The following is a 14,690-nucleotide window of genomic DNA, read 5'->3' as shown; positions in this document are numbered from 1 at the left end:
ACGGCGGATTCGCCCTTATCATGGCCCGCTTCGATTGCAACAAGCGGATGACCGCGTGACCGTATCCACCCTCGCTTTTGTCTTCCCCGGCCAGGGCTCGCAGTCTGTGGGCATGGTGGCCGAGCTGGCCGAACTGCACCCGCAGGTGCGTGAAGCCTTCACCGAGGCATCCGATGGTGCCGGCGTCGACCTGTGGGCGCTGTCCCAGGGTGGCCCGGAGGAAATGCTCAACCGTACCGAATACACCCAGCCGGCCCTGCTGGCTGCCAGCATCGGCGTGTGGCGCGCTTGGAACGCCGTGGGCGGTCCGCGCCCGTCGGTGCTGGCCGGTCACAGCCTGGGCGAGTACACCGCCCTGGTCGCCGCTGGCGCGCTGAGCCTGCATGACGGCGCGCACCTGGTGCGCCTGCGCGGCCAGCTGATGCAGGAAGCCGCACCGGCCGGTGTCGGCGCCATGGCTGCCGTGCTCGGCGCCGAAGACCAGCTGGTGCTGGACGTCTGCGCTGAAGCGGCAGGCAGTCAGGTGGTGGTGCCGGCCAACTTCAATTCGCCGGGCCAGATCGTGATCGGCGGCGACGCCGATGCGGTCGACCGTGCGCTGGCGCTGCTGGCCGAGAAGGGCGTGCGCAAGGCGGTCAAGCTGGCCGTGAGCGTGCCCTCGCACACCCCGCTGATGCGCGAAGCCGCCAACCGCCTGGCCGAAGTGATGGCCGGCCTGTCGTGGCAGGTGCCGCAGCTGCTGGTGGTGCAGAACGTCGATGCCCAAGTGCATGACGGTATCGACGCGATCCGTACCGCGCTGGTGCAGCAGCTGTACCAACCGGTGCAGTGGACCGGTTGCGTGCAGGCGCTGGCCGCCCGTGGCATCACCCAGATCGCCGAGTGCGGCCCGGGCAAGGTGCTGACCGGCCTGGTCAAGCGCATCGACAAGACCATCGACGGCCGCTCGCTGGCAACGCCGGGCGATTTCGAAGCCGCCCGCGAGGCATGGTCGGCCTGACCCCCTTGTTCCAGCCGACCGTACCGGTGGCCGCTGCACGCGGCGCGGGTGCGGCGGCCGCCCCAGCCTGAGGAAAACATCATGAGCAAGCCCCTGCAGGGTGAAATCGCACTGGTCACCGGTGCCAGCCGTGGCATTGGTGCCGCCATCGCCGATCTGCTGGCCGCCCAGGGCGCCACCGTCATCGGCACCGCCACCACCGAATCCGGTGCCGCCGCCATCGGCGAGCGCCTGGCTGTCCACGGCGGCCACGGCCGCGCGCTGAACGTCACCGACGCTGCCGCGCTGGACAGCGTGCTGGACGGGGTCGCCAAGGAGTTCGGCCCGATCTCGATCCTGGTCAACAATGCCGGCATCACCCGCGACAACCTGCTGATGCGCATGAAGGACGAGGACTGGGCGTCGATCATCGACACCAACCTGACCAGCGTGTTCCGCACCAGCAAGGCGGTCATGCGCGGCATGATGAAGGCGCGCAAGGGCCGCATCATCAACATCGCATCGGTGGTGGGCGTCACCGGCAATGCCGGCCAGGCCAACTACGCGGCCGCCAAGGCCGGCATCATCGGCTTCAGCAAGTCGCTGGCCAAGGAAATCGGTTCGCGCGGTGTCACCGTCAATGTGGTCGCTCCCGGCTTCATCGACACCGACATGACCAAGGCATTGCCGGAAGAAGCGCGCACCGCGCTGATCAACGACATCGCCCTCGAACGCCTGGGTTCGCCGGAGGACATCGCCCATGCGGTGGCCTTCCTGGCCAGCCCGGCTGCCGGTTACATCACCGGCGAAACCCTCCATGTGAACGGTGGCATGTACATGCCGTAAGCAAGGGGCGCAGGGATTGCGCCGCAAGTGGTTGATCTGCTGAGGTTTTTGCTGCGATGCAAGGCCGCGCCGGTTTCCACTACACTATCCCACGGCCATCGCCTTTGATGGCGACCACTTTTGAACCACAACTCCATCTGGAGCGAGATCCCATGAGCACCATCGAAGAACGCGTCAAGAAAATCGTCGTCGAACAGCTTGGCGTCAAGGAAGAAGAAGTCACCAACAGCGCATCGTTCGTCGATGACCTGGGCGCTGACTCGCTGGACACCGTCGAGCTGGTGATGGCCCTGGAAGAAGAATTCGAGTGCGAGATCCCGGACGAAGAAGCCGAGAAGATCAGCACCGTGCAGGCCGCCATCGACTACGTCAAGGCCCACGTCAAGGCCTGATGTCAGACGGCAGTGCGCGTGCGAACTCATCCTCGCCGCGCACCGCACCCCATGGGGCCGCAGTTGCGGCCCCGTGTGTTTGGGCATCACATCGAAGCAAACCGAGTTACCCGTAGAAACCATCCGGGTCAGGAGAAACAGCAATGAAACGTCGCGTCGTCGTAACCGGCCTGGGTATCGTCTCGCCGTTGGGCAATGATCTGGCCAGCAGCTGGGAAGGCATCACCCACGGCCGTTCGGGCATCGGTCCGCTGACCAACGTTGCTGATGCCTACGTGGATCGGTTCACCACCAAGATTGCAGGTGAGGTCAAGGGATTCGACATCACCGCCGACAACGAACTGTTCGGCAAGTATCGGGTCAGCGGCAAGGATGCCAAGAAGATGGACCCGTTCATCCATTACGGCCTCGGTGCCTCGTTCATGGCCCTGCACGACTCGGGCCTGGAGATCACCGACGCCAATGCCGAGCGCATCGGTGCCATCGTCGGCGCCGGCATCGGCGGCCTGCTCGGCATCGAAGAGCAGACCATCGAGTTCCACGAGGGCAAGAAGATCTCGCCCTTCTACGTGCCCAAGACCATCATCAACATGCTGCCGGGCCAGCTGAGCATCATCACCGGCCTGAAGGGCCCGTCGTTCTCGGCGGTGTCGGCGTGCGCGACCTCGAACCACTCGATCGGCACCGCAATGCGCATGATCCAGTACGGCGATGCCGACGTGATGGTGGTTGGTGGTGCAGAGCGTGGCTCGTCGCCGACCGCGCTGGGCGGCTTCTGCGCGATGAAGGCCATGAGCACCCGCAACGACGCCCCGGAACAGGCCTCGCGCCCGTGGGACAAGGACCGTGACGGCTTCGTGCTGGGCGACGGCGCCGGCATCCTGATCCTGGAGGAGTACGAGCACGCCAAGGCACGCGGCGCGAAGATCTACTGCGAACTGGCGGGCTTCGGTGCCAGCTCCGACGCGTACCACATGACCGCCCCGAGCGAGAACGGCGAAGGTGCCGCGCGCTGCATGGTCATGGCCATGAAGGATGCCGGCGTGACCCCGGAACAGGTGGGTTACCTCAACGCGCACGGCACCTCCACGCCGCTGGGCGACCTGGGCGAGACCATGGCGATGAAGACCGCCTTCGGCGACCACGCCTACAGGATGATGGTCAGCTCCACGAAGTCGATGACCGGCCACCTGCTGGGTGCCGCGGGCGGCGTGGAAGCGATCTTCTCGGTGATGGCGCTGCAGGACAACATCATTCCTCCGACCATCAACCTGGAACAGCCGGGCGAAGGCTGCGACCTGGACTACGTGCCCAACGAAGCACGCCAGGCCAAGGTAGACGTGGTGATGTCCAATGGCTTCGGCTTCGGCGGCACCAACGGCACGCTGATCTTCAAGCGCGTCTGACCGGTGCGGTAGGTTGTAGAGTCGACTGATAGTCGACTGCTCTTCGCGGGAAGCCAAATTCCCGCGCTGCGCGCGATAGTCGACTAACAGTCGACTCTACCGTTCGGCGTCCGGAGAATCGGATCAACGCCGTGCACCACGGAGCCGCCGCAAGGCGGCTTCCGTGCATCTGAACCCCTGAACTGGCCACCATGACCCACGCACCGCTGATCCACCCGCTGCCGCACCCGATCGACCTGCTGGCGCTGCAGCAGCACGATCCGGCGCGCTTCCCGCTGCTGATGGAATCCACCGCCTCGGGCACTGCCCAGGGCCGCTGGAGCCTGCTGCTGGCCGCACAGGGCGAGGGCCTGCGGCTGGACGCCGACGGCCAGGTGCGCGACCTGCATGGCACCGTGCAGCCTGGCAGCTTCCTACAGGCGCTGGATCGCGCCTGGCAGGCCGAGCGCCTGTCGCACGACGGCAGCCACAGCCTGCCGTTCCGCGGCGGCTGGGCGCTGATGCTGGACTATGAAGTGGCCAGCCAGATCGAGCCGGTGCTGCCGGCGCGTGCGCGCGAGGACGGCCGTCCGACCGCGCTGGCGCTGCGTTGCCCCGCTGCGGTGCTGCATGACCATCAGAACGACGCCAGCTTCGTCATCGCCGAAGCCGGTGAGCAGGTATTGCTGGATGCGCTGGTGGCACTGGCCTCGGCGGCGTTGCCCGAAGCCGGGCAGGGCTGGCAGCCGCCGCAGTCGGTGGGCGAGGACGCGCCGCAGCGCTTCACCGACGGCGTGCGCCGGGTGATCGAGTACCTGCGCGCCGGCGACGTGTTCCAGGTGAACCTGTCGCGGCGCTGGAGCGCGCAGTTCGCCGCGCCGGTCAGCCCGCAGGCGCTGTATGCACAGCTGCGCCGCGCCAACCCGGCGCCGTTCGCCGGCCTGTTCAGCGCGCACGGCCGTCATGTGGTCAGCTCCTCGCCGGAGCGGCTGGTGTCGGTGCATGCCGGTCATGCGCAGACCCGTCCGATCGCAGGTACGCGGCCACGCTTCGAGGGTGACGATGATGCCGCGCGCATCCAGGAACTGGTCGGCCATCCCAAGGAGCGTGCCGAGCACGTGATGCTGATCGATCTGGAGCGCAACGACCTGGGCCGCATCTGCCTGCCCGGTACCGTGGTGGTGGATGAACTGATGACCGTGGAGAGCTACGCGCACGTGCACCACATCGTCAGCAACGTCAGCGGCCACCTGCGCCCGGAGGTCACGCCCGGCGAGGTGATCGCCGCCACCTTCCCGGGCGGCACCATCACCGGCTGCCCCAAGGTGCGCTGCATGCAGATCATCAGCGAACTGGAGCAGGTGCCGCGCGGTGCCTATACCGGCGCGTTCGGCTGGCTGAACCGCGATGGCGACCTGGACCTGAACATCCTGATCCGCACCGCTGAAGTGGATGGCCACGAGGTGAGCTTCCGTACCGGCGCCGGCATCGTGGTGGATTCGGACCCCGACAAGGAACTGGACGAGACCCGCGCCAAGGCGCGCGGCCTGCTGCGGGCGCTGGGCGAGCAGGGCTGAGCTGCCGGCCGGTCAAGGCCTCTGGTGGGTGCCGACCGTTGGTCGGCACGGAGACGCCACCCCGGTCATGACCCCACACCAGCGGCACGGTATCCTGCACGACGGAATCGAGTTCAGAGGTAGTCCATGGCGGGAGCCAAGCGCGGGTGTCTGTTCGTGGTAACGCTGGTGGTGGTGCTGGCCGCCGTCGTGGCCGGCGTGGGCGCGTGGTTCTTCTATCAGCAGACCCGCTTCGCCGATGCCCCGATCACCCCCACCGCCGAAAGCGTGGTCATCGCCAGCGGCGACGGCATGAACAGCGTGCTGCGCAAGCTGCGCGACGCAGGCGTGGACGAGGGCCAGGACACCCAGTGGCAGCTGCTGGCGCGCCAGCTCGATGCCGCCGGCAAGCTGAAGGTGGGCGAGTACGCGCTCAGTGGCGAACTGACCCCGCGCGAGCTGCTGCTGCGCATGCGTGCCGGCAAGGTGCTGCAGCACCGCGTCACCATCGTCGAGGGCTGGAACATCCGTCAGCTGCGTGCCGCGCTCAAGCGCGCCGAGCCGCTGCTGCACACCACCGACAATCTGGATGACGCCGCGCTGATGCAGCGACTCGGCTTCGGTGGCCAGCATCCGGAAGGCCGCTTCCTGCCGGAGACCTACGTCTACCAGCGCGGCGACAGCGACCTGGACGTGCTCAAGCGTGCCCATGCCGCGATGGAGAAGGCGCTGGACGAGGCCTGGGAAAGCCGTGCGCCGGACCTGCCGATCAACACGCCCTACGAACTGTTGACGATGGCCTCGATCATCGAGAAGGAAACCGCGCTGGCCAGCGAGCGCCCGCAGATTGCCGGCGTGTTCATGCGCCGCCTGAAGATCGGCATGCGCCTGCAGACCGATCCGACCGTGATCTACGGTATCGGTGCGGCCTACGACGGCAACATCCGCCGCCGCGACCTGACCACCGATACGCCCTACAACACCTATACCCGTGCCGGCCTGACCCCGACGCCGATCGCCATGCCCAGCCGCGATGCGCTGATGGCTGCGGCACAGCCGGCCGCCGGCGATGCGCTGTACTTCGTCGCCGTAGGCGATGGCAGCGGCGCGCACGTGTTCTCGCCCAGCCTGGACCAGCACAACGCCGCCGTAGCCCGCTACCTGCAGCAGCTGCGCCAGCAACGTACCCAGGAGACCCCGGCGCAATGAGTCCCGCGCTGCTTCGCCACCCGCGTTTCGTCAGCCTGGAAGGCGGCGAGGGCGCGGGCAAGACCACCGCCATCAACGCCATCCGTGATTGCCTGCGCAGCCATGGCCATGACGTCGTGCTGACCCGCGAGCCCGGCGGTACGCCGCTGGCCGAGCGCATCCGCGGCCTGGTGTTGAAGCCCGATGCCGAGATCGCCGCCGAACCGCTCAGTGCCGAAGCCGAACTGCTGCTGGTGTTCGCCGCGCGCGCGCAGCATGTGCGCCAGGTGATCCAGCCGGCGCTGCAGCGCGGTGCCTATGTGCTGAGTGATCGTTTCACCGATTCCAGCTATGCCTACCAGGGCGGTGGCCGCGGGCTCGATCCGCAGTGGATTGCCGATCTGGAGCGCCGCGCGGTGGGCCTGCTTCCCGGCCTGACGCTGTTGCTGGACGTGGATGTGGCAGTGGGCCGCGCGCGCGCCAACGGCCGCGACCTGTGGCCGGATCGCATCGAGAGTGAGCAGGACGATTTCTTCCAGCGCGTGCGCGAAGTGTTCCGCGGCCGTGCGCAGCAGGACCCGCAGCGCTTCGCGTTGATTGATGCGGGCCAGGAGCAGGCGCGCGTGGCCGCCGATGTGGTCGCGCGTGTCGAGCGCTGGCTGCGGGACGGGGAGGGCGCATGAGCACGTTTTCGCCCTGGCAGCAGCGCGCGTTCGATCAGACCGTGGCCGCGCTCGACGCCGGTCGCCTCGGTCATGGCCTGCTGATCTGCGGCCCGGCCGGGCTGGGCAAGCACGAGGTCGCGCTGGCGCTTGCCGACCACGTGCTGGCGCAGGGCGATGCAGCCCACGCCACGCGCACGCGCCAGCTGATCGCAGCGGGCACACACCCGGACCTGCAGCTGGTCAGCTTCATTCCGAACAAGAGCGGCGACAAGCTGCGCACCGAGATCGTCATCGAGCAGGTGCGCGAGATCACCGACAAACTGGCGCTGACGCCGCAGTACGGGGTGGCGCAGGTGGTGATCGTCGATCCGGCCGATGCGATCAACCGTTCGGCCGCAAACGCACTGCTTAAGACTCTGGAAGAGCCGCAGCCCGGCCGTTACCTGTGGTTGATCAGCAGCGACCCGGCGCGCCTGCCGCAGACCATCCGCAGCCGCTGCCAGCGCCTGGAGTTCAAGCTGCCGCCGCAGCACGAAGCGCTGGCCTGGCTGCAGCAGCAGGGCCACAGCGAGGCGTCGGCGCGTGAAGCGCTGGAGGCTGCACGCGGGCATCCCGGCCAGGCCGACAACTGGTTGCGCGAAGACGGCCTGAGCCTGCGCCGCGAGGTCGGCCGCGAGCTGGAACAGCTGGCCGCCGGCAGGACCGGTGCGGTGGAGCTGGCGCAGAAGTGGTGCGGCGACGACAACGCGGCGTTGCGCCTGCGCTTTGCCGCCGACCTGGCGCTGGCCCAGGCCAGCACCGATGCCTTGACCACGCCGGAGCGATTGCACAAGCTTGCAGCCTGGTTCGATGCGGCCAACCGCACCCGCGACCTGCTGCGCACCACGGTGCGTGCAGACCTTGCGGTGGTCGAGTTGCTGCTGGCCTGGAACAAGGTGAACGAGCGGCCTGCCGCAAGGGGAAATCGATGAGTGCCAGCAACGCTCGCCAGGGCATCCTGTCCCTGGCTGTGAAGGACAAAGCCGCGCTGTACAGCGCGTACATGCCGTTCGTGAAGAATGGCGGCATCTTCGTGCCCACGCCCAAGCGCTACTTCCTGGGCGACGAGGTGTTCCTGCTGCTGACCCTGCCCGATTCCAGCGAGCGCCTGCCGGTGGCCGGCAAGGTGATCTGGGTGACCCCGGCCGGCGCGCAGGGCAACCGCACCGCCGGCATCGGTGTGCAGCTGGCCGAGGGGGCCGAGGGCGAGGGCGTGCGGCACAAGATCGAGACCCTGCTGGCCGGCCTGACCAGCTCGGACAAGCCGACCCATACGATGTGATTCCGGTGGCGCCGGGCGATGGCGGGCGGAACCATCGAAACACCCGTGACCTGCTGTTCTGTAGAGCCGAGCCATGCTCGGCTGCACATCCCGACACACCCGCGATTACAAATGTGAAAAAGTGTTGACGGCCTCTGAAAAGCCCCTATAATGAGCGGCTCAGCAACACACCGGGCGGTTAGCTCAGCGGTAGAGCATTGCCTTCACACGGCAAGGGTCACAGGTTCGATCCCTGTACCGCCCACCATGTTGCAGAACGAAAGAAGCCTCCAGAAATGGGGGCTTTTTTGTTGCCTGCGCATCGACGCGGCTTTCCTGCAGCAGGCAGCGTCCGGCGCCATCGTTGATGGCGCGATTCACCGGATTCCGTAATCCGCGCAAAGCATTGTTCTGCGGTTCCTGGCGGGCGTACTCTCGGGCCATTGCCGAGCCCACCCGTCCCCGGAGTGCCACCATGCCGCTTGCCCGCATCGATCTTCGTAAAGGCAGATCCGCCGACTACCTGCAACGCGTCGGTGAAACCATCTACCAGGCCATGCGCGCAGTAGGCGTGCCGGAAAACGATCGCTTCCAGATCTTCCAGCAGCACGAGCCCGGCACGCTGATCTACGATCCCGGTTACCTGGGCGTGGCCCGCACCGACGATTTCATCTGTATCCAGATCACCTGGAACGAAGGGCGCACGCTGGAGCAGAAGAAGGCGCTGTATGCCGGCATTGCTGATGGCCTGCACGCGGCGGTGGGCATCCGCCGCGAGGATGTGTTCATCAACCTGGTGGAAGTGAAGAGGGAAAACTGGTCGTTCGGCAATGGGGTGGCGCAGTACGCGAGTTGATGGGCGAGGTGAATCCACGCAAATCGTGGATCTACAGAGCGCTGGGGCAGGGCATGCCCATCGAGCTGGCCGGCAGCACAGGCCTGCGTCACCGTGTCGCAGGGGGGAAACCCTGAACGTGGTCCAAGGTTGGTTGAGGGCCCGTAGAATGGCGGGGTGCGTCGTTCTGTCCTCCACCGCCGGTTCCAGGCCCTGGCATGGCTAGCCATGCTGCTGGTGCTGCTTGCCCCGCTGGTGAGCCGCGGGCTGGCGCAGGGGCACGTTGCAGTGGCTGTGCCGGTGGCGCCGATGGACCATTCCCAGCATGCGCAGCATGCGATGGAAGGCCATCACGACCACCACGTGATGGCGATGCAGCAGGGCGAGGTCGGAAAGAAACCGCCCGCCGATCCACACGCCGATCATGAGATGGGTGTGGACTGCGACTACTGCCTGATCGCCGCACGGCTGATCACCCTGCTGGTGGCGGCATTGCTGCTGCTGGCACCGGTGGTATCGATATGCCATGCGTTGCGGGGTGCGGTGCAGGCGTTGCCACAGCGGGTCAGCGGCACATTGGGAGCGCGCGGGCCACCGGCCTTCATGGCTGCCTGAGCCACACGCGCAGTGCATTGATCGCCTTCCATGAGGTTGCCGGCTACGGCCGGCACCCGCACGCGCGTGCTTGTCCCTTTCTGATTGCTGCCCTGCCATTGCAGGGTGGCCTTGCATGCCGTGAACAAATGAAAACGAACCCCAACTCCGCGCGCCTGCGCCGGGCGACGCTGCCTGTGATGTGCGCGTTGCTCCAGCACACCGCCTCCGTACTTGCCGCCGATGGGGCACCATCGACCACGCTGGATACCGTACGCGTGGTCGACACCCGCAGCGGCGAGCTGTCAGCCACCGCCGGCGCAGGCTCTGCGTTGGGCCTGAGCGTGCTGCAGACCCCGGCCAGCCTGACGGTGATTTCGCGCGAGCAGCTGGAACAGCGCGGCGACACCAATCTCAACGATGCGATCAGCCGCGCCGGCGCGATCAGTGCAATGCCGCACCCGGGCAACGGCCTGAGTGCGCTGTCCAGCCGTGGCTTCACCGATGGCGCGTCAGTGATGCGCCTGTACGACGGGCTGCGCCAGTACGGCGGCGTGGGCATCACGTTCCCGTTCGATACCTGGTCCATCGAGCGCATCGAAGTGCTGCGCGGTCCGGCCTCGGTCATTCATGGCGATGGTGCCATTGGCGGGGTGATCAACATCGTGCCGAAGAAGCCTTCGCGCGGTGCCATCGAGAACGAGATCAGCGTGATCGTGGGCAGCGAGGACACCGCGCGCCTTGGCTTCGGCAGCGGTGGCGCGCTGACGCCGGAGCTGGCCTATCGAGTCGACGTGAGCGGCAACTACAGCGGTGGCTGGGTTGATCGCGGGCGCAGCAGTGATGCCACCTTCTCCGGCGCACTGTTGTGGCAGCCACGCACGGACCTGAAGCTGACCCTGACCCATGCGCAGGGCCACCAGAAACCGATGCGCTACTTCGGTACGCCGTTGGTGGATGGGCGTCAATTGGACGCGCTGCGTCACCGCAATTACAACGTGGAGGACAGCGAGATCCGCTACCGCGACCGCTGGACCCAGCTCGATGCGCTGTGGACGCCGACCTCGAACGTGGAATGGCGCACACGCGTCTACCAGATCGACAGCCAGCGCGACTGGCGAAATGCCGAAGCCTATGTCTACAACCCGCGTACGGGGCTGATCGATCGTTCGGGAAACACCCAGATCACCCACAACCAGGACCAGACCGGGCTGACCTCGACGCTGCGCGTGCAGGGTGAAGTGCGCGGTCTCGCCAACAGTTTCGCGGTGGGCCTGGACGCCAACCGCGCGCACTTCAAGCATACCAACAACACCTACGCCGGCAGCTCCGGCCCGGTCGATCCGTTCCGTCCGGTGCCGGGGCAGTTCGCCAGCGATGCGCCGAATCTGCCGCGCTATCGCAACGGTGCCGAGCAGTACGCGCTGTTCGTGGAAGACCACCTGACGCTGAGCGAGCGTTGGTCGGTGCTGGGTGGGTTGCGCCATGACCGCGCGCGCATCGACCGCATCGATCTGATCAGCGGCCAGAGCGCATTCTCGAAGACCTACAGCAGCACCGGCTGGCGCGCAGGCACGGTGTTCGCGCTGCGCCCGACGTTGAGCCTCTACGCGCAGTACTCACAGGCGGCGGACCCGGTCAGCGGCCTGCTGATGATCAGCCCGGCCAACGGTGCCTTCGACTTGGCCAAGGGACGGCAGGTCGAGGTGGGCCTGAAGCAGGCGTTTGACGGTGGCGAGTGGACCCTGGCGGCCTATCGCATCCGCAAGACCGGCTTGCTCAGCCGCGATCCGCTGGTACCGGATCGCCGGGTACAGGTGGGCGCGCAGACCTCGCGCGGTATCGAGGCATCGTTGAACTGGGCCTTCGCGCCGCGGTGGTCGCTTGATGCCAATGCCACGGTGCTGAAGGCCGGGTTCGAGGACTTCCTGGAAACCACCGGTTCGCCACCGGTACTGGTCTCGCGCGATGGCAACGTGCCGCCGAACGTGGCCGAGCGTCTGGCCAATGTCTGGCTGAGCTGGCAGTTCCTGCCAGACTGGAGCGCGGCCGGGGGCGTGCGTTACGTTGGCAAGCGCTACGCCGACAATGCCAACACCCTGGAGCTGCCCGGTTACAGCACCACGGACCTGGCACTGACCTGGCAGGCGGCGCCGCGCACGCGCGTGTCCGCGCGCCTGTTCAACGTGTTCGACAGGGCGTACTACGCCACGGCGTACTACACCAGTACCCAATGGCTGCTGGGACCGGATCGGCGCGTCGAGTTCACCGTCGACCATCGGTTCTGAGGGCACTGGCCATGTCGTTGCGATCCACTGCCAAGCGCTGGACCTATCTGGTGCACCGCTGGCTGGGCATCGGCGGATGCCTGTTGATGCTGCTGTGGTTCGTCAGCGGCATGGTGATGCTGTTCATTGGTTACCCGAAGTTGACGCCCGGCGAGCGCCTGGCGGCGTTGCCGGTCCTGGGCGACGCACACGGGCTGCTTGGATTGTCGGCATTGCCGGCGACGGTGCAGGCTGAGCCGGAAAGCGTGGCGCTGACGACGCTGCGTGGAGAGCCCGCTTATGTAGTGCGTAGTGGTCGCCACGGGGGCGCATGGTCGGCGCAGAACGGGCAAGCCCTGCTGCCGGTTTCCGCGCAGCGTGCCGAAGCGTCGGCCGCGCAGTTCGCCGGTGGGCAGGCCTTCGTTGGCGCGATGCGCGTGGATGAGGACCGCTGGACCCATTCGCGCGCGCTGGATGCGCATCGGCCGCTTTACCGGGTCGAGGTGGGGGGTGCGCAGCCAGGGGATGTGTATGTGTCCTCGCACACGGGTGAAGTGGTGCTGGACGCACCACGCGTGCAGCAGCGCTGGAACTACGTGGGCGCATGGCTGCACTGGCTGTACTTCCTGCGCATGCAGTCGGTCGACCCGGTGTGGACGTGGCTGGTGATCGTGCTGTCCGCCCTGTGCACGATGGCTGCCGTCAGCGGCATCGTGGTGGGCGTGTGGCGCTGGCGTTTCCGCGGGCACTACCGCACTGGCGCGAAGACGCCGTATGTGGAGTCGTGGATGCGCTGGCACCACCTTATCGGCTTGATGGCAGCGGCCTTTGTGTTCACCTGGATCTTCAGCGGGCTGATGTCGATGAATCCGCTGGGTGTGTTCAGCAGTGCACGCGGGGCGATCGACGTGGCGCGTTATCGCGGCGATGTGGTGGCGCTGGATGGCGCGCTGGCTGAGCCGGCGGCATTGCTGTCTGCAGTCGACGATGCGCGGTTCACGCCGGTGGAGATCCAGTGGCGACGCATCGGCGGTGAGCTGTTCGCCGTGTTGCTGGATGGGAAGGGCGAATCCCGCATCGTGTCCAGCGCGGAAGGCGGGTTGCGGGTGTTGCAGTATCTGCCTGCGGGCTGGCTGCAGCAGAAGGCGCGCGCCATGTCTGATGCGCCGATGCGGGCGTTCGCGGTCCAGCATGCTGCGGATGCGTACTTCTACCCGCGTGCACCGGAAGCCATGAACGGTGCAGCCGTACGCCGCTTCCCGGTGGCGGTGGCGGACTTCGGCGATGCCGAGGCGACGCGTGTCTATCTCGACCTGGCCACCGGCGACCCGCTGCTGACGATGGGACATCGGGAGCGTGTCGGGCGCTGGCTGTTCTACTTCCTGCACAGCTGGGATCTGCCCGCGATGCTGCGCTTCAACGCCGCCCGGTTGGCTGTTCTGCTGTTGTTGAGCGTTGCGGGTACGGCGTTGTGCGGGACGGCCGTAGTGATTGGCTACCGCCGGTTGCGGATGAAGCTGCGGCGCAGGCGACGTTGACGCACTGGATCAGACCCGCAGCCAGCGCGTGGACACCGCCACCAGCAGCAAGGCCACGGCCACGCCGATGAACGCAGCGATCAGACCGAAGTGGTTGGCGGCGAAACCGATCAGTGCCGGCCCAGCGAGAATGCCGGCAAAGCCCAGTGTGGAAACGGCGGTGATCGCCAGCGCGCCCGGCATGTGGTGCTGGTGGCCGGCCAGCGAGAACAGCGCCGGCGCGACGTTGGCGCAGCCGAGGCCGACCAGCACATAGCCGATCAGCGACGCCTGCCACGGCGTGACCAGGGTCAGCACCAGCACGCCCGCGGTGGCGAGCAGTGCGCCGAACACGATCGCGCGCTCACGGCCTACGCGTGCCACCAGTGCATCGCCAAACAGGCGTGCGACGGTCATGGTCAGGGTGAAGGTCACATAGCCGATGCCTGCCAGGCTGGCATCGACGCGACGTACATCGGTAAGGAACACCGCGCTCCAGTCCAGCATCGCGCCTTCACCCAGGAAGGCGACGAAGGCCAGTACGCCAATGAACAGCACGATGCCGTGTGGCATCGCCAGCATCGGGGCGTCATGGGGCATGCGTTCGCTGTGCCAGTACGCTGCCGACAACAGCATCACCAAGAGCATGGCGCCAACACCGATCAGTACCGATGCCAGCGGTGGCAGCTGCGCGGACATCAGCACGATCATTGTGGCCGCGCCGAGGAAGCCGCCGATGCTGAAGAAGGCATGGAAGCCGGACATCATCACGCGCCGTGCCTCGCGCTCGACGATCACCGCCTGTACGTTCATCGTGCAGTCCATCGCACCCACGGCGGCACCAAACACGAACAGCACCAGGCCCAGCGCCCACGCCGAGCTGGCCAATACCAGGCCGGGCACCGTCAGGCAGATCAGCAGGCTGCTGGCCACCATCACCCGGCGGCAGCCCAGGCGCGCGGCCAGCACGCCCGACAACGGCATGGCCAGCAGCGAACCCGCTCCGAGGCAGAGCAGCACCAGGCCCAACGTGGCGTCGTTGATGTCGGTGCGCGCCTTGGCGAACGGCACCAGCGTGGCCCACAGCGCGGTGGCGAAGCCGGGAATGAAGAACGCAGCGCGGGTCGCGTGCTGTTCGGCACGCGCGCGGTGGGGGAGGGACATTG

14 protein-coding genes and 1 tRNA gene are annotated in these 14,690 nt (G+C 66.9%); 14 read left to right on the top strand and 1 reads right to left on the bottom strand.

Annotated elements, in window-relative coordinates:
• The first annotated feature begins 55 nt into the window (after positions 1-55).
• The 14 genes from fabD (at position 56) to AC5P8Z_RS04485 (ending at position 13,545) form a co-directional block, all read left to right on the top strand.
• A complete protein-coding gene (gene fabD / locus AC5P8Z_RS04550; RefSeq protein ID WP_495228258.1) occupies positions 56-1,000 on the top strand; it encodes an ACP S-malonyltransferase in 945 nt (314 codons plus the stop codon).
• An 81-nt stretch (positions 1,001-1,081) separates the two neighbouring features.
• Complete coding sequence (gene fabG / locus AC5P8Z_RS04545) at positions 1,082-1,825, top strand: 3-oxoacyl-ACP reductase FabG (RefSeq protein WP_495228256.1); 744 nt, start codon at positions 1,082-1,084, stop codon at positions 1,823-1,825.
• Between the two features lie 152 nt (positions 1,826-1,977).
• Positions 1,978-2,217: an acyl carrier protein gene (gene acpP / locus AC5P8Z_RS04540; RefSeq protein ID WP_005408313.1), complete on the top strand. Its 240-nt coding sequence runs from the start codon at positions 1,978-1,980 to the stop codon at positions 2,215-2,217.
• Positions 2,218-2,360: 143 nt separating this feature from the next.
• A complete protein-coding gene (fabF, locus tag AC5P8Z_RS04535; RefSeq protein ID WP_286071104.1) occupies positions 2,361-3,623 on the top strand; it encodes a beta-ketoacyl-ACP synthase II in 1,263 nt (420 codons plus the stop codon).
• 191 nt (positions 3,624-3,814) lie between these two features.
• Positions 3,815-5,179: an aminodeoxychorismate synthase component I gene (locus AC5P8Z_RS04530; protein ID WP_495228254.1), complete on the top strand. Its 1,365-nt coding sequence runs from the start codon at positions 3,815-3,817 to the stop codon at positions 5,177-5,179.
• Between the two features lie 126 nt (positions 5,180-5,305).
• A complete protein-coding gene (mltG, locus tag AC5P8Z_RS04525) occupies positions 5,306-6,367 on the top strand; it encodes an endolytic transglycosylase MltG (RefSeq protein WP_164082447.1) in 1,062 nt (353 codons plus the stop codon).
• On the top strand, positions 6,364-7,029 hold the full coding sequence (tmk, locus tag AC5P8Z_RS04520) for a dTMP kinase (protein ID WP_495228252.1): 666 nt from the start codon (positions 6,364-6,366) through the stop codon (positions 7,027-7,029). Before mltG ends, tmk begins: the two co-directional genes overlap by 4 nt.
• Positions 7,026-7,982, top strand: a complete 957-nt coding sequence (locus AC5P8Z_RS04515; protein ID WP_495228250.1) for a DNA polymerase III subunit delta' — start codon at positions 7,026-7,028, stop codon at positions 7,980-7,982. The genes tmk and AC5P8Z_RS04515 overlap by 4 nt, the downstream gene beginning before the upstream one ends.
• Positions 7,979-8,332: a PilZ domain-containing protein gene (locus AC5P8Z_RS04510; protein WP_111111528.1), complete on the top strand. Its 354-nt coding sequence runs from the start codon at positions 7,979-7,981 to the stop codon at positions 8,330-8,332. The genes AC5P8Z_RS04515 and AC5P8Z_RS04510 overlap by 4 nt, the downstream gene beginning before the upstream one ends.
• Before the next feature lie 172 nt (positions 8,333-8,504).
• Positions 8,505-8,579, top strand: a tRNA-Val gene (locus tag AC5P8Z_RS04505).
• Positions 8,580-8,786: 207 nt separating this feature from the next.
• A complete protein-coding gene (locus AC5P8Z_RS04500) occupies positions 8,787-9,167 on the top strand; it encodes a tautomerase family protein (RefSeq protein ID WP_164082469.1) in 381 nt (126 codons plus the stop codon).
• A gap of 207 nt (positions 9,168-9,374) precedes the next feature.
• Positions 9,375-9,761, top strand: coding sequence for a DUF2946 family protein (locus AC5P8Z_RS04495; protein ID WP_164082443.1), 387 nt, complete (start codon positions 9,375-9,377; stop codon positions 9,759-9,761).
• 128 nt (positions 9,762-9,889) lie between these two features.
• Positions 9,890-12,028 (top strand): TonB-dependent receptor, encoded by a 2,139-nt coding sequence (locus AC5P8Z_RS04490; protein WP_495228247.1) that lies wholly within the window; start codon positions 9,890-9,892, stop codon positions 12,026-12,028.
• A gap of 11 nt (positions 12,029-12,039) precedes the next feature.
• Positions 12,040-13,545 (top strand): PepSY domain-containing protein, encoded by a 1,506-nt coding sequence (locus AC5P8Z_RS04485; RefSeq protein WP_495228245.1) that lies wholly within the window; start codon positions 12,040-12,042, stop codon positions 13,543-13,545.
• Positions 13,546-13,554: 9 nt separating this feature from the next.
• Here AC5P8Z_RS04485 and AC5P8Z_RS04480 read toward each other — a convergent pair whose 3' ends face one another.
• On the bottom strand, positions 13,555-14,688 hold the full coding sequence (locus AC5P8Z_RS04480) for an MFS transporter (RefSeq protein WP_495228243.1): 1,134 nt from the start codon (positions 14,686-14,688) through the stop codon (positions 13,555-13,557).
• Positions 14,689-14,690: the final 2 nt, after the last annotated feature.

It is taken from the genome of Stenotrophomonas sp. YJH_SMC_17, assembly GCF_059371655.1.
The sequence above is the reverse complement of the archived record's forward strand: the minus strand, read 5'-3'. Positions and strand labels throughout refer to the sequence as shown.